Below are 19,643 nucleotides of genomic sequence, written 5' to 3'. Positions count from 1 at the left end.
AGGATGCCAGCGCAGAAGCGTGGACATCGCCTGGAGATATTTCTCGCTGGCCTCATCTGATGAGATCGGCGGGAATTCCGCTGTGATGCAGTGTAAATTCAGATCCGCACACCCCCAGCCGAAAGAGCCGGGCGTTTCGTAACCAACGCTTGTCACCAGCGGTAGTTCGAACGCCTGCGCCAGCCATTCACCGAGCTCGCTGCTTTTGGGATCTTCAATACAGGCCAGTGGGTCATGGAAAGAGACCACCCACGCGGGGTGAATGCGGTGAATGAGCTGACATAACGCCTGAGTTTCCGGTTCCGAACCCGGATGATCTCCCGTCAACAGCACCACGTCACGCGTTTCCGCAGCACTGTTCCAGCGATAAACCGTCTCGCCGGCTTTCCAGTTTGCTGACGGGAAATTGCGATTAAGGTCGACGCCGTTAGCGTTCGCACGCAAACCGAGCTGACAGCCGTCCGGGTTCACTGCGAGGATCACATGGTGGCGGCGCAGTGAAGGCGTCAGCGTGCGCAGTGCGCAGGAGAGCGTGACCACTGAAGCATTTTCGTCGCCATGCGTTCCCGCGATAATCAAGCCACTGTCACGACTGGCGACGGCTGCCGGAAACCAGATCAGCGGTGCACCCAACAGTGAACGACCATAATGTTCAGTTCCTGGCGGGAAGGCGCCGCGTTCGGCGCGAGGGCGGGTAACGGTCATAAGCGTCTCTGAATTCAGGGATTATTACTCGCAGTGTTGTGCAAATTGGGTCGATAATCAAATCGTTTTCGCATGGACGGATTTTTAGTCGTAATATCAATTTTCTGCAGGAAGATGTTTGCATTTCCTTCAGGCGAAACAAATAATTACGCCATCGTGAATAAGCTGGATTGAGGGGACTCTATGAAGCACGCTGTTTCAGTAACCTGTTGTGCGCTGTTGGTTAGCAGCATTTCTCTGTCATATGCTGCGGATGTTCCCAGCGGAACGGTACTGGCAGAGAAGCAGGAGCTGGTTCGCCATATAAAAGATGAACCGGCGACGCTTGATCCGGCAAAAGCGGTTGGCCTGCCGGAAATTCAGGTTATTCGCGATCTGTTTGAAGGACTGGTGAACCAGAACGAGAAGGGTGAAATCGTACCTGGCGTCGCCACGCAATGGAAAAGCAACGACAATCGCATCTGGACGTTTACGCTGCGGGATAATGCGCGTTGGTCAGATGGTACGCCGGTGACCGCCCAGGATTTTGTCTATAGCTGGCAGCGCCTGGTGGATCCGAAAACGTTGTCCCCCTTTGCCTGGTTTGCCGCGCTGGCAGGGGTCAATAACGCCCAGGCGATCATTGATGGCAAAGTGACGCCCGATAAGCTCGGTGTGACCGCTATTGATGCCCGCACCCTGAGAGTGCAACTGGATAAGCCGCTGCCGTGGTTCGCCAATCTCACTGCCAGTTTTGCGTTCTATCCGGTGCAAAAAGCCAACGTGGCAAGCGGTAAAGACTGGACCAAACCGGGCAACCTGGTGGGTAATGGCGCCTACGTGTTGCAGGATCGCGTGGTGAATGAAAAGCTGGTGGTGGTGCCGAATACGCAGTACTGGGATAACGGAAAAACGGTGCTGCAAAAAGTGACTTTCCTGCCGATTAATCAAGAGTCATCGGCCACTAAACGTTACCTGGCGGGTGATATTGATATCACTGAATCATTCCCGAAAAATATGTACCAGAAGCTGTTAAAGGACATTCCTGGGCAGGTTTATACGCCACCGCAGTTGGGAACCTATTACTACGCCTTTAACACGCAAAAAGGGCCAACGGCGGATTCCCGCGTGCGTCTGGCGCTGAGCATGACCATTGACCGTCGCATTATGGCGGAGAAAGTGTTGGGTACCGGGGAAAAACCGGCCTGGCACTTTACGCCGGACGTCACTGCCGGTTTTACGCCTGAACCGTCTCCGTTCGAACAGATGAGCCAGGAAGAGCTGAATGCCCAGGCGAAAACGCTGTTGCGTGCGGCGGGATACGGTCCGCAGAAACCGCTTAACCTGACGCTGTTATACAACACCTCTGAGAACCACCAGAAAATCGCCATCGCGGTGGCCTCGATGTGGAAGAAAAACTTAGGTGTGGATGTGAAGCTGCAAAACCAGGAGTGGAAAACTTACATCGACAGCCGTAATACCGGGAATTTCGATGTGATTCGTGCTTCCTGGGTGGGGGATTACAACGAGCCTTCGACCTTCCTGTCGCTGCTGACGTCGACGCACTCAGGCAATATTTCCCGTTTTAACAACCCGGCGTATGACAAAATCATCACTCAGGCGACGATGGAAAACACGGATAAAGCGCGTAATGCGGACTACAATGCGGCGGAAAAAATCCTCATGGAGCAGGCACCCATTGCGCCAATTTATCAGTACACCAATGGGCGCTTAATCAAACCGTGGCTGAAAGGGTACCCGATCATGAACCCGGAAGATGTGGCCTACAGCCGGACCATGTATATCATCAAGCACTAACCCTCCGTCAGCAGGCGCGGAAACGCGCCTGCCGTTCACACCGTATAAATGCGGATATCATGTTCGCGAAACGCCTCGCAATACGCCTTGCTGATATTCGCTTCAACTACCATGACATCGATCTCACTGCTCTGGGCGACGACATAGCGAGCCACCGCCGGGATCTTGTCCGCCGTCAGCGCGACAATGGTCTCATTACACTGTCGGATCACTGCGCGTTTGAATTCACAATCGGCGTAATCAAACCCGGTCAGACCGGATTCCGGCGCCATCGCACAGCCGCCGATAAACCCCTGGTCGAATAACATCCCCTGAACCTGCGCAATCGCCGAAGCGCCGACGCAACCACCAGAAGAGCGCTGCAGCTGACCGCCGAGCATGATGACGTCATACAGGGGCTTTTTTAACAGTACGGCAGCGATTTCCGGCGAGTTGGTCACCACGGTCAGAGACAGTTCTGCCGGAAGCGCCTCCGCCATCGCCAGGTTGGTCGTACCGGTATCGATAAAAATACAGCTACCGGATTTGACCAGTCGTGCACATTTTTGCGCGATGCTGCTCTTTTGGTCGGGCTTCTTCGTTTTGCGAATGGAATAGTCACCCGCTTCCGGCAGCATCATGACCGCGCCGCCATACACCTTCTTGCAGATGCCTTCCTTGCTGAGTTCATGGAGATCGCGGCGAATCGTGTGCTCCGAGACGTTCAGCCGGGAGGCGAGGTCACTGCATACCACGCGCCCATTCTCCTGCAGGATCTGCTGAATCAGGGCTTGTCGTTGTTCCGGGAAAGCTGCATAATCGAGCATAATAAATCCTGAAAACCATATCATCGAGCAATATAGAGCATGATCGGGCAAAACGGTCAGTGCTGTCAACATTCTGACGGGTTGAAACGAGGTGAAACATGAAAATCGCACATATGGCGTTATGGACCACAGAACTGGAAGCGCAGGCGCGCTTCTGGACCGGTTTTTTTGGCGGGACGCTTAATGAGAAATACATCAGCAAGAACAACCCCGGATTTGAGTCTTATTTTGTGCGCATCGGTGATGATATTGCGATTGAACTGATGACGAAACCCGCCCTGCGAGCCCTGCGCCCGGATAACCAGACGACCGGGTGGGTGCATCTGGCAATCGCGGTTGGCAGTGCTAAAAAAGTGGATGCGCTGGCAAAAAAAGCACGGGCGCAGGGGATCCTGGTTTCACCACCGCGCACGACCGGGGACGGTTATTATGAAGCGGTCATCAAAGACCCGGACGGGAATTTCATCGAAATTGTTGAATGAACAGAAAATAACGCATTGTCTGAGTAAGGAGCCTCAGGTAAATATGTCCTGAGGCTATCACGAGTCGGGCAGGGGCGTTTTACATTAACCCTGACTGCTATTATTGAGATAGAGTGTCTGGCTCGGGAAGGCGAAATCAGCGCCATGGCTCTGCACGATATCAATAATGTTAAGATAAACCTGTTGTTGAACCGCTAACCACTCTTCCCAGACCGTTGTTCGGGTAAAACAATACACCATAATATTTAATGAAGAGTCACCAAAGCCGTTAAAATAGACCAGCAGCGTTTGTTGCTGATCGATATCGGCATGGGTTTGTAGCATTTGTCGAATAGCATTGACGATCGTGCCCACTTTGCTGGCATCTTCGTAACGTAACCCGACAACCGTGTTGATTCGACGGTTACTCATCCGACCGGGATTCTCTACGCTAATCGAGGAAAATACAGAGTTTGGAACGTATAACGGACGGTGATCAAAGGTGGTGATTTTGGTCATCCGCCAGCCAATTTCCGCCACGGTGCCTTCGATATTGCGATCCGGGGAACGTACCCAGTCGCCGATACTGAAGGGGCGATCGAAATAAAGCATAATGCCGGAAAAGAAGTTACTGAGGATATCTTTCCCTGCCATGCCCACGGCGATACCGCCGATGCCGCCAAAGGTGAGTAACCCCGACAGGCTCATGCCGAAGTGTTCACCATAAAGCAAAATAATGACGACAATGAGGGTGATTTTGATAATCCGCGATAAAATTCGCGCGCTGGTGACGTCTCGCCCTTTTTTAATTTGCGATTTTTCAAACTGATTAATCACCAGAAACAATTTAATAGTCAGAATCAGGGCGATCAACGACGTACAGACAAAGTCGATAATACTGGATGAAACCGCGCTGATGTTATAATGGCTAATAACGGTGTTAGCGATTCGCCCCAATGTACCGATAATCAGCGCATAAATTAGAAACTGAGCCGTATGGAAGACAAACCCTTTCTTGCGTTTATGTGCATGACGAAAGAAAACATTCATCAGAATTAAGCTAAAGACGCTACTCAAAATAACCGTCAGATTGAAGATGTTTTTTACGAACAGCTCTGCAAACATATTTATCCCCGGCTTTCCGCTGCCACTGACATGAAAAAAATAAACTACAATTCGATAATGGTACTCAGGATAAACATTCAAGTCATCAATAAAAAGGGGGTATAAATAGCGCTTTCAGCGTTTTTACGCAAAGGCGCTTTCAATGTGACGGATTTGTCAGGGGAACTGATGCAGACTTTTTCATATTGTCATGGTATTGTTGCGCCAAGGTAACAAAAGTTTGGTAACAGAAGGACACTATGATGATAATGGAAAAGCTGAAGACGGCGAAGGGCAAAAAGTTTCTGCTCTGTCTGCTGGGTGTGTTTATTATTGCCGCATCGGTTGTCACGCGCGCCACGATCGGTGGGGTGATTGAACAGTATGATATTCCGCTTTCTGACTGGACGACGTCGATGTATGTCATTCAGTCATCAATGATTTTCGTCTATAGCCTGGTTTTCACTGTGCTGCTGGCCATCCCGTTGGGAATTTATTTCCTCGGCGGTGAGGACAAGCATTAAAAGAAAAGGCCCAAATCATTGGGCCTTTCGTTTTTTACACAACGCGTTAGTCGTCTTCCTCGTCGTCAAGCTCAACGGGCGTCTGGTACTGGTCGGGTTTGATGACCAGCAGGTCACAACGCAAATGATCGATGACCTGTTCTGCTGTATTCCCCAGGAAGGCAGCGGAAATGCCCGTGCGGCCCACTGTACCCAGAACCACAATCCCCGCCTGCAGATGTTCCGCTAAATCGGGGATTACCTCTTCCGGTAATCCTTTCTCAACGTGTGTGACTTTCTCGTCGATACTGAATTTTTGCCGCAGCGCTTTCATTGCCAGCAGGTGCTGACCGCGAATCGCATCGTTGTAGACGCTGGGATCAAATTCCGGCAGTTCAATCGCGATGTTGATCGGCGTGACAGGGTAGGCCCCGACCAGATGCACCTCAGTATGGTTGACCTGTTCGGCGAGTTGCAGCGTCTCTTTTACCAGCTTCTCATTCAACGCATTATGGTAGGGTTCTTCACTGGCCAGGTTTACCGCCACCAGCGCTTTACCGCCTTCCGGCCAGGGTTGGTCTTTCACCATCCACACCGGACTTGGGCATTTACGCAGCAGATGCCAGTCGGTAGGAGTGAAGATCACTGCTTCCAGTCGGTCATGCTGGTGCGCCATTTTCAGCACCAGATCGTGTCCGCCGCTGATCACTTCCTGAATAATGGCTTCAAAAGGACGGTTGTGCCAGACCACTTTAATTTCAACAGGAACGCCTGCTTCAATATAGTATTTTGCTTGTTCGCGTATCCACGCCGTCCGCTGACTAATGACGCCCTGACGCATTGCCGTACGCTCATCAGGCGACAACAGGGTGGTCATCTCGTAGGAAAAGTCATAGATCGGCAAAAAGGCTTTAATTTTGCCACCAATCCGTTGATGCAAATAAACCGCACGCCGTAACGCAGGTTGATCGTCCTGATTCGGATCGATAACCACCAGCATGTTTTGATACATAGCCATACAGGGTCTCCTTACAACTGTCATCGCAGTTTGTAACTAAAAGAGTAACCCAAGAATGTGAATTGAAACAGGGAAGAACCTTCTGTCAGATCAATAAATCAGGAAAATTTAACGATTCGACAGAAGGGTTTCAGAAGGGTTGCGGAAAGATTAAGCAACGTTGCGGGTGTGTCCGGCGAGAACCGCCAGCGCATCACTGTTTTCGATAGTGATGTATTTCCCTTTCACCGCCAGCATTCCGCTTTTCTGGAAACGACCCAACAAACGGCTGATAGTTTCAACGGTCAGGCCCAGGTAGTTACCGATATCGCCACGGGTCATGGTCAGACGGAATTCACGCGGAGAGAAGCCACGCTGCGCAAAGCGACGAGACAGGTTATAGATAAATGCCGCCAGACGCTCTTCCGCGTTTTTCTTCGACAGCAACAGGATCATATCCTGGTCACCTTTGATCTCACCACTCATCAGACGCATCATCTGCTGACGCAGATTAGGCATTTTGCCGGACAGATCATCAAGTGTCTCAAACGGGATTTCACAGACCATTGAGGTTTCCAGTGCCTGCGCAAAACTCGGATGATGGCCGCTACCAATCGCGTCGAAACCGACCAGGTCGCCCGCGAGATGGAAGCCGGTGATTTGCTCATCGCCTTGTTCAGTAATGGTATAGCTCTTGATCGTACCGGAACGAATGGCATAGAGCGATTTCAGCTCATCACCCGCTTTAAACAGCGTCTGGCCTTTCTGGATCGGCTTTTTACGCTCGATAATATTATCAAGCTGATCAAGCTCATGCTCGTTAAGTGTGAACGGGATGCAAAGCTGGCTGATACTGCAATCCTGGCAATGGATAGCACAACCGCCAGACTGAATGCGCCGTATAATTCGCTTTTCCGGGATCATAGGTCTGCTCAAGCCGTAATTGATATTTGTCAATTTTAACATCTTTTTGGTGAGCACGTAAGTCTGAGGTCACCCCAATAGCGGATAATTCCGACATGTGTGAATAAAATATTTCTATCCCTTTGAAAAACCTTACTTTCCCTGTGGCGTCTTTACGTAAAAGTGTGAGCAAGAAGGCACGAATTGCCTGGATACTACAGCAACAGGTAACCTTCATGGCGCAACAACCACTCTTTCCGCTGCACGCCACCGGCGTAACCGGTCATGGTGCCGTTACGTCCGATCACGCGGTGGCAGGGCACCACGATGCTGATCGGATTTGAACCGTTCGCCGCGCCAACCGCTCGCGCCGCGCCAGGGCGTCCCAGTTGCTCAGCCAACTGACCGTAGTGCATCACCTGACCACAAGGAATAGTGCGCAAGGTTTGCCAGACTTCCCGCTGAAAAGGGGTGCCGCCGGTGGCGGTTGGCAGCGTATCGATCGCGCTGAGGTTACCGGCAAAATAGTCGGCAAGTTTGTCGCACAGACCGCCCGGATTGGTCGCACTAATACGGGTATAACCTTGTGCGCGGTAATGAATATCCAGCAGTTGCACCATGCGTTCACTGTACTGTTCCCACTCGATAGCGCGAAGTTTGAACTGCTCGTCGCAAATGACCCAAAGTGGGCCCAGCGGGGTCATCATTTTCTCTTCCAGTAGTGTCAGCATCGGTTGCCTCGTTGGCATGCAGTCGGTGGGGCATCAACGTATCATGGTCACTGCCAGCAGTGCTATACCCCTGATTTGGGATAAAAAAATAGAGCCTGTCGACATCCGCCAGACTCTACAGTACACACAGCAGTTTATCCTTCATCTATGCCCGTTATTTTTCCTGGTGGCGGGTAATGTCTTATAGCAAGAACCGTTTAACTATGCCAGCAAACTGGAGTGATTGATTTCACGAAAATCTAAGTTAAATCAACCAGATTAAACGGCACTGCTGCACTGTTTTACTCTGAGTAAAACCAGCGCTAATCAGTACAGCAAAAGTATGTGACACGTGGATGTTTACTGGAAGCATCTGTAAACCGTTGTCGCCCTCCAGGGGGACGGCTATGATAGTAGCTGCCTTTAAAAAGCGGGAGGACACAGCATGAATCTTGACGACAAATCGTTATTTCTTGACGCCATGGAGGATGTTCAGCCGCTGAAACGTTGCGCCGACGTACACTGGCAGCCCGTGCGCAATGCGCGGACCCCGCAACGTATTGATACACTCCAGCTTGATAATTTTCTCACCACCGGTTTTCTGGAGATCGTCCCGCTGGCGCAACCTTTAGAGTTTCGCCGTGAGGGGCTGCAACAGGGCGTGCTCGATAAGCTGCGTACGGGGAAATACAGCCAGCAGGCGAGCCTCAATCTGTTGCGTCAGCCGGTGGAAGCCTGCCGTCAACAGCTGTACAGTTTTCTGCTCCAGTCGTTACGCGATGGGCTGCGCAATGTGCTGATTATTCATGGTAAAGGGCGAGACGATAACTCACATGCCAACATCGTGCGCAGCTATCTGGCACGTTGGTTGACCGAATTCGACGAGGTTCAGGCCTACTGCACGGCGCTGCCACATCACGGCGGCAGCGGAGCGTGCTATGTGGCGTTGCGTAAATCCGCACAGGCGAAGCAGGAAAACTGGGAACGTCACGCCAAGCGCAGCCGTTAATGCAGTAAAAGCGACAACTCCTGCGCGGCTTTTTGCAGCTCGGGCAGTACGCGGCTGCGCAGTTCGTCCGCCGTCACCTGTCCGGCATGTACACCCACATTCAGCGCCGCCTGGACCTGACCCTGGCTGTTCATCAGCGGCACAGCAATGGACCGCAGCCCCATTTCCAGTTCCTGATCGTTTAGCGCATAGCCCAGCTGCCGGACTTTCTTCAGTTCGGCGCGCAGGGCGGGGACGGAATCCACAGTCTGCGAGGTGTAGCGGATCATGGTGATGCGCCCGAGCATGTCGTTCAGCTTGTCCTCAGAAAGATGGCTAAGCAAAACGCGTCCCATTGAGGTGGACCACGCGGGCAGCCGACTGCCGATGTCCAGATCGATGGTCATAATGCGTGAGCTGGAGGCGCGGGCGATATACAAAATATCGTCACCGTCGAGGGTGGCGATGGAACAGGATTCATTGAGCATTTCGCTCAGATGTTTCAGAACCGGTTGAGTGGCGCGAGCCAGCGGAGTGGAGGCCAGATAGGCATGTCCCAGTGCCAGGATCCGTGGACGTAGTTCGAAATTTTTCCCATCTTCGGCATAAACGAAACCCAGTTTTCCCAGCGTATACAGACAGCGTCTGACTGCCGCGCGCGGGATCCCGGTTTTCTGGCTAATCTGCGATATCGACATAACCCGTCGCTGCGGCGTGAACGCCTGAATCACCTCCAGCCCGCGTGCCAGTGATGCCATATAGTTTGGATCGCCCTTAAACGGATCGGTCTCGTTGTTCAGTCGGTCATCAGGATGTTTTTCCACTGTTTTCCTCTCGTTGTTCGCCACGGATCACATTCTTCGTACAAACATAAACGATGTTCGATTATCGCACCATATTTCGATTATCGCCCTTGCCTGGCTTCGTTAAGTGGGTCACATTTTGTGCGAACAACGCAAAAATGTGCGAAATCCGCACCACAAGGAGCGAGCTGATGATTGATAAAAGTGTGCCTTCGCTGGAGGAGGCCATCGCCGGGATCCCGGACGGTGCGACCATCATGATTGGTGGTTTTGGTACGGCCGGACAACCCACCACATTGATTGATGCGCTCATCGCGCAGGGGGCTCGCGACCTTACCATCATCAATAACAACGCGGGTAACGGTGAAGTCGGTCTCGCGGCACTGTTGAAGGCCAGACGCGTACGCAAAATGATCTGCTCTTTTCCGCGTCAGGTGGATTCACAGATTTTCGATGACCTGTATCGCCGTGGCGAGGTTGAACTGGAGCTGGTACCCCAGGGGAATTTGGCGGCGCGCATTCAGGCTGCCGGGGCTGGCCTGGGGGCTATCTATACGCCAACAGGCTACGGTACGCCGCTGGCTGAAGGCAAAGAAACCCGCCACATCGAAGGGAAAAACTATGTGCTCGAATACCCGATTAACGCCGATTTTGCCCTGATAAAGGCGCATCAGGCCGATCGCTGGGGGAATCTGGTGTACCGCAAAGCGGCACGAAACTTTGGTCCGATCATGGCGACCGCCGCGCAAACCACGGTGGTGGAGGTGAATCAGATTGTCCCTCTCGGCGAGCTTGATCCCGAGCACGTCATCACGCCGGGGATTTTTGTCCAGCGCGTGTTTTCTCTGGAAAACCTCACCCACGCCGCGCTGCGCGCCTAAGGAGTAAACGATGAAGAAATTATCCCGTGACGAAATGGCCAGACGCGTAGCGCAGGATATCCCGGAAGGGGCATACGTCAATCTGGGGATTGGTTTACCAACCCGTATCGCCAACTACCTGCCTGCGGAAAAAGAGATTTTCCTGCACAGTGAAAATGGCCTGCTCGGGATGGGGCCAAAACCGGCGGAAGGGGAAGAAGATCCGGAGTTGATTAATGCCGGGAAAGAGTACGTCACGCTGTTGCAGGGCGGTTGCTATTTCCATCACGGTGACTCCTTCGCCATGATGCGCGGCGGGCATCTGGATATCTGCGTGCTGGGGGCGTATCAGGTCTCAGCCTCCGGGGATCTCGCCAACTGGAGCACCGGCGCGCCGGACGCCATTCCCGCCGTGGGCGGTGCGATGGATCTGGCGATCGGCGCACGTCAGGTATTTGTGATGATGGACCATCTGACCCGCGACGGCGAGTGCAAACTGGTTGAACACTGTACCTATCCCTTAACCGGCATGGGCTGCGTCAGCCGCATTTATACGGACCTGGCGGTGATTGACATTACCGATTCGGGACCGGTTGTCCGGGAAATTTTCAATGGTCTGTCTTTTGAGGAACTGCAACGTCTGACGCCAGTGACTCTGAGCTGTGAACCGCTGGCGCAAAGCGCATAAGGAACTATGATGAATCAGGCATTTATCTGCGATGCAGTGCGCACACCGTTTGGTCGATTCGGCGGAACGCTGGCGAACGTCAGGGCCGACGATCTGGCCGCTATTCCACTGAAAGCACTGCTTGAACGCAACCCAGGCCTTGATCCTGCGGCGATCGATGACGTGATTTACGGCTGTGCGAATCAGGCGGGAGAAGATAACCGCAACGTGGCGCGGATGGCGCTGCTGCTGGCCGGGTTGCCGGAAAGCGTTCCGGGCAGTACGGTAAACCGTCTGTGTGGTTCCAGCCTCGATGCCATTGGTATTGCCGCGAGAGCGATTAAAAGCGGCGAAACACAGCTAATGATTGCCGGTGGTGTGGAGAGCATGTCACGTGCGCCGTTTGTGATGGGCAAAGCGGAAAATGCGTTCAGCCGCAACATGAAAATCGAAGACACTACGATTGGCTGGCGCTTCATCAACGCGCAAATGAAAGCCCGCTATGGCGTGGATTCTATGCCGGAAACGGCGGAAAACGTGGCGCAGGAGTTTGGCATAACACGCGCCGATCAGGATGCGTTTGCGCTGCGCAGCCAGTTGAGAACCGCTGCCGCTCAGGAGCAGGGGCTGTTCGCACAAGAGTTAATTTCAGTGACAGTGTCACAAAAAAGAGGCGAGCCGCTGCTTTTTGGCAAAGATGAACATCCGCGTGCGACATCGCTGGAGGCGCTCGCCAGGCTGAAAGGGGTCGTCCGTCCTGACGGTACCGTGTCGGCGGGCAATGCGTCTGGCGTTAACGACGGTGCCTGTGCGCTCCTCATCGCCAGCGAGCAGGCGATGGCACAGCAAAGTCTGCACCCGCTGGCGCGGATTGTCGGCGTGGCAACTGCCGGCGTCGCCCCGCGAATTATGGGGTTTGGCCCGGCGCCAGCGGTCCGTAAAGTACTGGCGCAGACGGGCTTAACGCTTGGCCAGATGGATGTTATCGAGCTTAACGAGGCGTTTGCCGCGCAGGCACTGGCGGTGATGCGTGATTTGGGGCTACCCGATGATGCCGCGCAGGTGAATCCTAACGGCGGAGCGATTGCCCTCGGTCACCCGTTGGGGGCATCAGGTGGGCGTCTGGCGATGACTGCCGCTTACCAGTTGCAGCGTACCGGCGGACGCTATGCACTCTGTACCATGTGCATTGGCGTCGGCCAGGGTATCGCATTGATTATTGAACGTGTGTAAGGAGCAGGAATGACCTTGCTAACTCCGTTGATGCGCGGAACGGCGCTCACGGCAGAATTTTCAGACATCCAGCTTCTTCAGGGGATGCTCGATTTTGAGGCCGCGCTTGCTCGAGCGCAGGCGGCCTGTGGCGTGATACCGGCAACGGCTGTCGGGCCTATCACCCAGGCCTGCCATGCGCAGGAGTTTGATCGACAAGCACTGGCAGAATCGGCGCGGGCGGCGGGCAATCTGGCCATTCCGTTGGTGAAACACTTAACCGCGCGAGTGAAGCGCGAGGCTCCTGATGCCGCACGTTACGTACACTGGGGGGCAACCAGCCAGGATGTGATCGATACCGGACTGGTCCTGCAATTGCGAGCGGCGCTCAATCACACGCAACGTGCGCTGAGCCAATTGACGGCGGTCTTTGCTCAGCAGGCGCATCGCTATCAGCATACCGTCATGCCGGGTCGCACCTGGATGCAGCAGGCGCTGCCGGTGACCTGGGGGCTGAAACTGGCCGGTACGCTTGATGCGCTGCTGCGCTGGCAGGAACGCCTGCAACCGTTGTTGCCGCGTGTACTGGTGCTGCAGTTTGGCGGTGCGGCGGGAACGCTGGCGTCACTTGGGCAGAACGCGCTACCAGTGGCAGAGCGGCTCGCGCAGGAACTGGCGTTGACGTTGCCAGATTCGCCCTGGCATACCCAGCGCGATCGGCTGCTGGAAGTGGGGGCATGGTACGCCGGTGTCGGCGGTACTCTCGGTAAGTTTGCTCAGGACTTTGCGCTGCTGATGCAGACCGAAGTGGCGGAAGTGAGCGAACCCGCCGTCGCGGGTCGGGGCGGCTCGTCGGCGATGCCGCACAAGCGAAATCCGGTGAGCTGCGCGGCGATCCTCACTGCCATGCAGAAAACGCCGGGACTGATGGCCACACTCTACAACAGTCAGTTACAGCAGCATGAACGTGCGCTCGGCGGCTGGCAGGCTGAATGGGAAGTCCTGCCGGAGATCGTCATGCTGGTCGGGCACGCAATTGAAGAAACCCAACCGCTCGTCCTGAATATGCAGGTCTTCACGCAAAAGATGCGTGACAACCTGGATATCACTCAGGGCCTGATGATGGCGGAATCGGTCACGCTGGCATTGGCGGCGTTTATCGGCAAGCAGGATGCCCATCATCTGATAGAAAGGCTGTGCCATCGCGCGGTGACAAGCGGTCATTCCCTGCATTCAGTACTCGTTGAGGAGCCGCAGGTGATGGCCCATCTTAATGAATCTCAACTGGCGGCGTTACTGGACCCAGGCACGGCAACGGGCTGCGCGGCGCAGTTTGTGCAACGCGTGCTTGCACGTTATGAGGAACAACGGCATGGAACTGAATTACCAGATTGATGGCCCGGACGACGCGCCGGTGGTAGTGCTATCCAATTCTCTCGGTACGACGCTTGCGATGTGGGCGCCACAGCTTGCGGCGCTGAGCGCACAATATCGAGTGCTGCGTTATGACACCCACGGACATGGCGCGACGAACAATATGGGGCCAACCGATCTCGCCCGGCTGGGGCAGGATGTGATTGCGTTACTCGATCACCTGGATATCCCGGCAGCGCATTTTTGCGGGATCTCGATGGGAGGACTCACCGGGCTGTGGCTGGCCTGTCATCAGCCGCAACGATTGCTGAGCGTAACAGTGATTAACAGCGCTGCACGTATAGGCGACGAGGCGAGTTGGCGCGCCCGCGCGCAAAGCGTTCGTCAGAATGGACTGCGCGAGATTGCCGCCAGCGCCCCGGAACGCTGGTTCAGCCCTGCTTTTCGTCAGTCGGCACCGCAAACGGTCGCCGCATTGTGTGAGCAACTCGCCGCGTCGTCAGCCGAAGGGTACGCCGCCTGCTGTGAAGCGCTGGCAACGGCCGATTTGCGTGAGCAAATTGCCGGGATCACACGGCCAGTGCTGCTGATTGCCGGTGAAAATGACCCCGTCACCACGGTGGACGACGCTCAGTTTATGCACCAGCGTATTGCCGGTTCTGTACTGGCCGTGGTGAAGGCGTCCCATTTATCCACTATTGAAGCGCCGGGTGCGGTGAACGCGGCGTTGTTATCGTTTCTGGGAGGACAATATGCAGGATGAAGAACGCTATCAGCAGGGAATGGCCGTACGCAGGGCGGTTCTGGGCGATGCGCATGTTGACAGGACGGTGCAAAACCTGACGCCGCTGAATGAAGAATTTCAACACTTTATTACCCGTTATGCCTGGGGCGATATCTGGAGCCGCCCCGGACTGGATCGGCATACGCGCAGTATGATAACCATTGCGATGCTGATTGCGTTAAACCGCGAAGCGGAGCTAAAAATGCATCTCAATGCCGCGTTCAACAACGGCGTGACGCGTGAGGAGTTGAAAGAGCTGATCATGCATTCGGCACTTTATTGCGGTCTGCCCGCCGCCAATGCGACATTGCATCTGGCACAGCAAGTTTTTGACCAGCGCGACGCTGACGGGAAGTAAATCAGGCCCCCGGCGGTGGTGCGGTCGTCGGGGGCGCGGTTTCTCAGGCGGCCAGTACCCGGTTTCTGCCATCATTTTTGGCCCGGTAAAGCGCAGCATCCATCCGCTTAAACAGTTCATCGATACTTTCGTTCGGTTCGCGGTGGGCCACGCCAATGCTCACGGTAAAGCGCGGCAGGCCGGGAAGCCCGATTTTCGCGACCGACGCGCGGATGGATTCGGCTAACTGCAACGCGGTCTCCAGCGGCGTGCGCGGTAACAACAGGACAAACTCCTCGCCGCCCCAGCGAAACACTAAATCCCCTTTGCGTGCGCAGGACTCCAGGTTTCGCGCCAGCTCGCAGAGAACCTCATCGCCTTTCAGGTGACCATACAGGTCATTAATGCTTTTAAACCGATCGGTATCAATGAGCAGCAGGCTGTAGTCCTGGGCCAGGGTGAGATGCTGCATCTGCCCCTGTTCGGTCAGTTGATAGAACTGGCGGCGATTGAGCAGTCCGGTGAGTGCGTCATGCAGGGCGGCGCGCTCCAGTTCCTGTTCAAGACGTTTCTGCTCGGTAATATCGTGAATGATGCACAACATCAGTCTGTCGCCGTAGATTTCAATCGGCCCGGCATAGGTTTGCACATGGCGGGTGGTGCCATCGGCAATTTTATGGACAAAATTCAGCGGCTTATGCCCACCCGGCAGTCGCGCAATTTCATACATAACAGGCAGAACCTGGCGACCCAATGTATTGATTTCCCATGTGTGTTTTTGGCACATCGCCTCCAGGCTGTAGCCGTAGAAATTGAGCGCCGCCAGGTTGGCGTCGACAATCAGACCATCTCTTGACGGATCGATCAGCAGCATAGGGGCGGAGTTCGTGAGAAAAAATCGGGCATAAAATCCCTGCTTTTTACGCTGATAGGTGGCAGACCGGCTGGCTTTTAACCCCTGTACCGCCGGGATATCAATGCCTTCGAACAGAATGACTTCACCGGTTCCTGGCAGATCGTTAATCGATAACCGACAGGTGAGTGCGGCCTGATGATTTTCACGGGGCACCGTCAGAATCTCGACAATATCCCGCTGGCGGCGAAGATCGGTAATATAGTTCGGCAACGTATTCTGCGCATGGGTGGAATACACCCCTTTACGCAGCTGGCTGAAGGTGTACCCTTGCATCACCTCTCTGGCGATACGATTGGCAAAAACTAATTCTTCGGTACAGGGTGAGACGATCCAGACCGGCTGTGTTAATAAATCCAGTGCATTCAGGTTGTGCGCAATCATCAGTAATCCTGTTCTTTTTATTAATTATTGTGCGACTATGCCGATGAAACGCATTGACCAGATCCCCATACCAAGCGTAATACCGCCCGATAAGCGCCAGAATGCCGATTCTCGACCCGCGCGCGCTGTCTGAGGGAGACAAATGCAGCGATGAACGCAACAAGAAACGAGATGCTGATTCAAACGGGTGCCCATGATACGTGCAACATCAGGCTTTCCATCGAATGTCTGTCGTGCAGTTAAATTTAGCAGGAATTCATCCATTCGCATGAGAAATGAAAGGTCAGCTACTGGAATTTTTGCCCACCTCATTAACGTCCAGAGGCGAAAAGCGGCAAGAGCACGAGTGCGCTTATTAACACGTTATGAAATCTAATCATTTAAGCCAGATTAAACGTTCATCAATGATGAGTGTCGTATCACTTAATTGTTAAGCAGTAGAATCACTTGGGAGGGTAGGGGAAAGCGGCCTCACCTCATGATGAACAATAAGCATAAGGTAAACTTAATCGGCAATATCCTTCTTTAAGGTAAATTTTATGGATCTCTGCGTGAAGTTTGGACAGAGAGCGGAACGAGAAGAATATATGCTTTTCTGATGCTATATAAATATGACCTGCCATATTAACCTCTAACAGGTTTAAAATGTTAAAACACATTAGCGTCAGAACATTTATTATCGTATTTCTACTATTTACCTTTGGCCTGATTAATACTGTGCAAATAATGTACTCGGTCAGGCTACCGGTTATTATTTCAATGAACGTGATTTTTTTGTTGGCGCTATTCGCCTTATGGTGCTACATGACAATATATCTTGTCACGCCCATTAATACCGTAAAGAAAAGTATTGAACAGGTGACAGCGGGAAATCTCGCCGTTTATATTCCCGAATTTGGTAATAACTGTGCCGGGAGACTGATTCCGGGTATCAACAGCTTATCCGGCAGTATCGCGACGCTGGTACGCGAGATCCGACTTTCCTCGAAGACGGCGCTTTTGTTGTCTGAGCAACTGGCCGCCCGTAGCGCTGAATTATCCGTAAAAACGGAGCAGCAGTCTGCCTCTTTAATCCAGACGGCGGCCAGCATGGAACAGATGGCCGCCAGCACGCGTAACAACGCTGACCACACGCGACTCGCTAACCAGCAGGCCAATAGCGCGATGCAATGTGCATACAAAGGCAGCGAATTAATGGTTCAGGTTGCCAGCAACATGCATTCGATTACGACTTGTACCCAGCAAATGACAGAAATAATTACCCTGATTGATGATATTGCGTTTCAGACCAATATCCTGGCCCTGAATGCCGCAGTCGAAGCGGCGCGCGCCGGTGAGCAGGGAAAAGGATTTTCCGTGGTGGCGACGGAGGTGCGAAATCTGGCGCACAGAAGTGCCGAAGCCGCAAAAAATATTCGGAGGCTTATCGACGTCACCCATCAAAATGTGCAGCAAGGCGCAACGGTTGTGGGCGAGACAGAAAAAAATATGCAGGAAATCGTCCAGGGCGCAGGGCAGTTAAGTCAGCTGATGCATGAAATATCAACCACCACGGCGGAACAGGAAAAAGGAATAAATCAGATAACCCAGGCAATGAATGAACTGGAAAAAGTTACTCAAAGTAACGCATTGATGGTGGATGAATTATCCGGATCGTCGGATGTACTGAAATCACAGGTTGTCGATCTCCAGTCGAAAACCCATCAGTTCCGTTTAAGTGATGCAACAGAAGTGATTTCTCCCTCAGCGCACAAGCGCTACGCTCGCGGGTTTTCATAAGTCCTGATAACACATTGGGAGAATGAGTGGTTGCTTAACATGCGTCGACAGCTAGACTAACCAGAAAAGCGCGAAGTATGGGAGGCAAAATGGAAGCCATTAAAGGGTCTCAAGTTAGTGTGCCGGATGCAGTATTTGCCTGGTTGCTGGATGGCAAGGGCGGTGTGAAACCGCTGGAAGATGATGATGTGATCAGCCGTGAGCATCCGTGCTGGCTGCATCTGAACTACACGCATCCGGACAGCGCGCAATGGCTGGCGACGACGCCGCTACTGCCGAATAATGTCAGGGATGCGCTGGCGGGAGAAAGCCTTCGTCCACGCGTCAGCCGTCTGGGTGAAGGGACGCTTATTACGCTGCGCTGTATCAATGGCAGCACGGATGAGCGTCCGGACCAACTGGTGGCGATGCGTCTGTATATGGATGAACGGCTGATTGTCTCCACGCGTCAGCGGAAGGTGCTGGCGCTCGACGATGTCGTCAGCGATCTCCAGGAAGGCACCGGGCCAGTTGACTGCGGCGGTTGGCTGGTGGACGTATGCGATGCGCTGACCGATCACGCCAGCGAATTTATCGAACAGTTACACGATAAAATCATCGATCTTGAAGACAATCTGCTCGATCAGCAAATCCCGCCGCGCGGCTTCCTCGCGTTATTACGAAAACAACTGATTGTGATGCGCCGCTATATGGCGCCGCAGCGCGATGTCTATTCGCGACTGGCTAGCGAGCGTCTGGCGTGGATGACGGACGATCAGCGACGCCGGATGCAGGACATTGCCGACCGACTGGGTAGGGGGCTGGATGAAATTGATGCCTGTATCGCCCGCACGGGCGTTATGGCCGATGAAATTGCCCAGGTAATGCAGGAGTCGCTGGCAAGACGTACCTATACCATGTCATTGATGGCGATGGTTTTCCTTCCCAGCACGTTTCTGACCGGACTGTTCGGCGTCAATCTCGGCGGCATACCCGGTGGAGGGTGGCAATTTGGCTTTTCACTCTTTTGTATTCTGTTAGTGGTTCTGATTGGTGGTGTTACTTTATGGTTGCATCGTAGTAAATGGTTGTAAAAACGGGTGTTTTAAGAGATTTCTCTGCCTAAAAACGGCTTTAAGATTGAGCGAAGTCAATAAATAGCACGCCTGTTCGGGGCAATATCACTCTTGCAGGTGAATGCAACGTCAAGCGATGGGCGTTGCGCTCCATATTGTCTTACTTCCTTTTTTGAATTACTGCATAGCACAATTGATTCGTACGACGCCGACTTAAATAAGTCGGCTTTTTTTTGCCTGTACGTTTTCAGCGACTACCCTGAAAGGGAGCCAATGAAATCCCGGAGGCAAAAATGTTCCATCTGTTAACTCACCGCCAACAAGACATTCATTTCTCGGATCCCGTTCCCACCGATCCCGTTCCTGTGCCCGATCCGATCCCTCGTCCACAGCCGATGCCCGACCCGCCCCCCGACGAAGTACCGATTAAGTTGTCGCATCACAGCCGCAGATCTGCGAGGATACGCGCCTGCCGACTGTGAGTCGTTTACCGTGAGATTA

The 19,643-nt window shown here is 53.5% G+C and carries 21 protein-coding genes; 13 read left to right on the top strand and 8 right to left on the bottom strand.

Features of this window, described 5'->3' with window-relative positions; translation table 11 throughout:
* The coding region (gene mpaA / locus AB7E14_RS06105; protein ID WP_428169401.1) for a murein tripeptide amidase MpaA at positions 1-705 on the bottom strand (705 nt) is incomplete at its 3' end.
* 183 nt (positions 706-888) lie between these two features.
* Here mpaA and AB7E14_RS06100 point away from each other — a divergent pair.
* Positions 889-2,502 carry a peptide ABC transporter substrate-binding protein gene (locus AB7E14_RS06100; protein WP_044257762.1) on the top strand — a complete coding sequence of 538 codons (1,614 nt, stop codon included), beginning with the start codon at positions 889-891 and terminating at the stop codon, positions 2,500-2,502.
* 35 nt (positions 2,503-2,537) lie between these two features.
* Here the strand turns inward: AB7E14_RS06100 and AB7E14_RS06095 are convergent, their stop codons facing one another.
* Positions 2,538-3,308 (bottom strand): DeoR/GlpR family DNA-binding transcription regulator, encoded by a 771-nt coding sequence (locus AB7E14_RS06095; protein WP_043000575.1) that lies wholly within the window; start codon positions 3,306-3,308, stop codon positions 2,538-2,540.
* Between the two features lie 98 nt (positions 3,309-3,406).
* On the opposite strand from AB7E14_RS06095, the gene AB7E14_RS06090 reads away from it, so the two are divergent.
* Entirely contained in the window at positions 3,407-3,790 is a 384-nt protein-coding gene (locus AB7E14_RS06090) for a VOC family protein (protein ID WP_044257766.1), read from the top strand.
* An 84-nt stretch (positions 3,791-3,874) separates the two neighbouring features.
* On the opposite strand, the gene AB7E14_RS06085 is transcribed toward AB7E14_RS06090, so the two are convergent.
* On the bottom strand, positions 3,875-4,894 hold the full coding sequence (locus AB7E14_RS06085) for a mechanosensitive ion channel family protein (RefSeq protein ID WP_043000577.1): 1,020 nt from the start codon (positions 4,892-4,894) through the stop codon (positions 3,875-3,877).
* Positions 4,895-5,136: 242 nt separating this feature from the next.
* On the opposite strand from AB7E14_RS06085, the gene AB7E14_RS06080 reads away from it, so the two are divergent.
* A complete protein-coding gene (locus tag AB7E14_RS06080; protein WP_043001925.1) occupies positions 5,137-5,397 on the top strand; it encodes a DUF2534 family protein in 261 nt (86 codons plus the stop codon).
* 46 nt (positions 5,398-5,443) lie between these two features.
* On the opposite strand, the gene uspE is transcribed toward AB7E14_RS06080, so the two are convergent.
* The 3 genes from uspE to ogt all read right to left on the bottom strand — a co-directional run bounded on the left by uspE (position 5,444) and on the right by ogt (position 8,007).
* Positions 5,444-6,394 (bottom strand): universal stress protein UspE, encoded by a 951-nt coding sequence (gene uspE / locus AB7E14_RS06075; RefSeq protein ID WP_043000578.1) that lies wholly within the window; start codon positions 6,392-6,394, stop codon positions 5,444-5,446.
* A gap of 150 nt (positions 6,395-6,544) precedes the next feature.
* A complete protein-coding gene (gene fnr / locus AB7E14_RS06070; protein WP_003020397.1) occupies positions 6,545-7,297 on the bottom strand; it encodes a fumarate/nitrate reduction transcriptional regulator Fnr in 753 nt (250 codons plus the stop codon).
* A 194-nt stretch (positions 7,298-7,491) separates the two neighbouring features.
* Positions 7,492-8,007: a methylated-DNA--[protein]-cysteine S-methyltransferase gene (gene ogt / locus AB7E14_RS06065; protein WP_044327245.1), complete on the bottom strand. Its 516-nt coding sequence runs from the start codon at positions 8,005-8,007 to the stop codon at positions 7,492-7,494.
* A 424-nt stretch (positions 8,008-8,431) separates the two neighbouring features.
* Between ogt and smrA the strand changes: the two genes are divergently transcribed.
* Positions 8,432-8,995 carry a DNA endonuclease SmrA gene (smrA, locus tag AB7E14_RS06060; RefSeq protein ID WP_044257769.1) on the top strand — a complete coding sequence of 188 codons (564 nt, stop codon included), beginning with the start codon at positions 8,432-8,434 and terminating at the stop codon, positions 8,993-8,995.
* Here smrA and AB7E14_RS06055 read toward each other — a convergent pair.
* Positions 8,992-9,798: an IclR family transcriptional regulator domain-containing protein gene (locus AB7E14_RS06055; protein ID WP_046401592.1), complete on the bottom strand. Its 807-nt coding sequence runs from the start codon at positions 9,796-9,798 to the stop codon at positions 8,992-8,994. The genes smrA and AB7E14_RS06055 overlap by 4 nt on opposite strands.
* Positions 9,799-9,968: 170 nt before the next feature.
* Between AB7E14_RS06055 and AB7E14_RS06050 the strand changes: the two genes are divergently transcribed.
* Genes AB7E14_RS06050 through pcaC form a run of 6 tightly spaced genes read left to right on the top strand, consistent with a single transcriptional unit; the run spans position 9,969 to position 15,032 of the window.
* The gene (locus tag AB7E14_RS06050) at positions 9,969-10,658 is read left to right on the top strand and encodes a 3-oxoacid CoA-transferase subunit A (RefSeq protein ID WP_044257772.1); all 690 of its coding nucleotides are present in this window, start codon (positions 9,969-9,971) and stop codon (positions 10,656-10,658) included.
* A gap of 10 nt (positions 10,659-10,668) precedes the next feature.
* Positions 10,669-11,325, top strand: a complete 657-nt coding sequence (locus AB7E14_RS06045) for a 3-oxoacid CoA-transferase subunit B (protein ID WP_043000583.1) — start codon at positions 10,669-10,671, stop codon at positions 11,323-11,325.
* Between the two features lie 9 nt (positions 11,326-11,334).
* On the top strand, positions 11,335-12,537 hold the full coding sequence (gene pcaF, locus AB7E14_RS06040) for a 3-oxoadipyl-CoA thiolase (protein ID WP_316961840.1): 1,203 nt from the start codon (positions 11,335-11,337) through the stop codon (positions 12,535-12,537).
* 9 nt (positions 12,538-12,546) lie between these two features.
* On the top strand, positions 12,547-13,911 hold the full coding sequence (locus AB7E14_RS06035) for a 3-carboxy-cis,cis-muconate cycloisomerase (protein ID WP_316961702.1): 1,365 nt from the start codon (positions 12,547-12,549) through the stop codon (positions 13,909-13,911).
* The gene (pcaD, locus tag AB7E14_RS06030) at positions 13,889-14,653 is read left to right on the top strand and encodes a 3-oxoadipate enol-lactonase (RefSeq protein ID WP_187251595.1); all 765 of its coding nucleotides are present in this window, start codon (positions 13,889-13,891) and stop codon (positions 14,651-14,653) included. The genes AB7E14_RS06035 and pcaD overlap by 23 nt, the downstream gene beginning before the upstream one ends.
* Positions 14,643-15,032 (top strand): 4-carboxymuconolactone decarboxylase, encoded by a 390-nt coding sequence (gene pcaC / locus AB7E14_RS06025; protein ID WP_216081444.1) that lies wholly within the window; start codon positions 14,643-14,645, stop codon positions 15,030-15,032. Before pcaD ends, pcaC begins: the two co-directional genes overlap by 11 nt.
* Before the next feature lie 43 nt (positions 15,033-15,075).
* Here pcaC and AB7E14_RS06020 read toward each other — a convergent pair whose 3' ends face one another.
* Positions 15,076-16,308, bottom strand: coding sequence for a sensor domain-containing diguanylate cyclase (locus tag AB7E14_RS06020; protein ID WP_316961700.1), 1,233 nt, complete (start codon positions 16,306-16,308; stop codon positions 15,076-15,078).
* Between the two features lie 645 nt (positions 16,309-16,953).
* Between AB7E14_RS06020 and AB7E14_RS06015 the strand changes: the two genes are divergently transcribed.
* From AB7E14_RS06015 to AB7E14_RS06005, 3 genes are all read left to right on the top strand, one after another.
* Positions 16,954-18,087 carry a methyl-accepting chemotaxis protein gene (locus AB7E14_RS06015; RefSeq protein ID WP_316961699.1) on the top strand — a complete coding sequence of 378 codons (1,134 nt, stop codon included), beginning with the start codon at positions 16,954-16,956 and terminating at the stop codon, positions 18,085-18,087.
* Positions 18,088-18,176: 89 nt separating this feature from the next.
* Entirely contained in the window at positions 18,177-19,160 is a 984-nt protein-coding gene (zntB, locus tag AB7E14_RS06010) for a zinc transporter ZntB (protein ID WP_043000590.1), read from the top strand.
* 284 nt (positions 19,161-19,444) lie between these two features.
* Positions 19,445-19,624, top strand: coding sequence for a hypothetical protein (locus AB7E14_RS06005; protein ID WP_305764052.1), 180 nt, complete (start codon positions 19,445-19,447; stop codon positions 19,622-19,624).
* Positions 19,625-19,643: the final 19 nt, after the last annotated feature.

Origin of the sequence: Citrobacter sp. (assembly GCF_050252275.1) — a bacterium.
GTDB lineage: Bacteria > Pseudomonadota > Gammaproteobacteria > Enterobacterales > Enterobacteriaceae > Citrobacter_A > Citrobacter_A amalonaticus.
This window is presented reverse-complemented; position numbering and strand designations above follow the sequence as displayed.

Excerpts from the sequence above, each read along its gene's own strand:
- AB7E14_RS06100 (WP_044257762.1), top strand. The coding sequence starts at position 889 with ATGAAGCACGCTGTTTCAGTAACCTGTTGTGCGCTGTTGGTTAGCAGC.
- AB7E14_RS06090 (WP_044257766.1), top strand. The coding sequence starts at position 3,407 with ATGAAAATCGCACATATGGCGTTATGGACCACAGAACTGGAAGCGCAG.
- AB7E14_RS06045 (WP_043000583.1), top strand. The coding sequence starts at position 10,669 with ATGAAGAAATTATCCCGTGACGAAATGGCCAGACGCGTAGCGCAGGAT.
- AB7E14_RS06095 (WP_043000575.1), bottom strand. The coding sequence starts at position 3,308 with ATGCTCGATTATGCAGCTTTCCCGGAACAACGACAAGCCCTGATTCAG.
- AB7E14_RS06015 (WP_316961699.1), top strand. The coding sequence starts at position 16,954 with ATGTTAAAACACATTAGCGTCAGAACATTTATTATCGTATTTCTACTA.
- AB7E14_RS06050 (WP_044257772.1), top strand. The coding sequence starts at position 9,969 with ATGATTGATAAAAGTGTGCCTTCGCTGGAGGAGGCCATCGCCGGGATC.
- AB7E14_RS06085 (WP_043000577.1), bottom strand. The coding sequence starts at position 4,894 with ATGTTTGCAGAGCTGTTCGTAAAAAACATCTTCAATCTGACGGTTATT.
- AB7E14_RS06020 (WP_316961700.1), bottom strand. The coding sequence starts at position 16,308 with ATGATTGCGCACAACCTGAATGCACTGGATTTATTAACACAGCCGGTC.
- AB7E14_RS06035 (WP_316961702.1), top strand. The coding sequence starts at position 12,547 with ATGACCTTGCTAACTCCGTTGATGCGCGGAACGGCGCTCACGGCAGAA.
- smrA (WP_044257769.1), top strand. The coding sequence starts at position 8,432 with ATGAATCTTGACGACAAATCGTTATTTCTTGACGCCATGGAGGATGTT.
- pcaF (WP_316961840.1), top strand. The coding sequence starts at position 11,335 with ATGAATCAGGCATTTATCTGCGATGCAGTGCGCACACCGTTTGGTCGA.
- AB7E14_RS06080 (WP_043001925.1), top strand. The coding sequence starts at position 5,137 with ATGATAATGGAAAAGCTGAAGACGGCGAAGGGCAAAAAGTTTCTGCTC.
- pcaC (WP_216081444.1), top strand. The coding sequence starts at position 14,643 with ATGCAGGATGAAGAACGCTATCAGCAGGGAATGGCCGTACGCAGGGCG.
- fnr (WP_003020397.1), bottom strand. The coding sequence starts at position 7,297 with ATGATCCCGGAAAAGCGAATTATACGGCGCATTCAGTCTGGCGGTTGT.
- zntB (WP_043000590.1), top strand. The coding sequence starts at position 18,177 with ATGGAAGCCATTAAAGGGTCTCAAGTTAGTGTGCCGGATGCAGTATTT.
- uspE (WP_043000578.1), bottom strand. The coding sequence starts at position 6,394 with ATGGCTATGTATCAAAACATGCTGGTGGTTATCGATCCGAATCAGGAC.
- pcaD (WP_187251595.1), top strand. The coding sequence starts at position 13,889 with ATGGAACTGAATTACCAGATTGATGGCCCGGACGACGCGCCGGTGGTA.
- ogt (WP_044327245.1), bottom strand. The coding sequence starts at position 8,007 with ATGCTGACACTACTGGAAGAGAAAATGATGACCCCGCTGGGCCCACTT.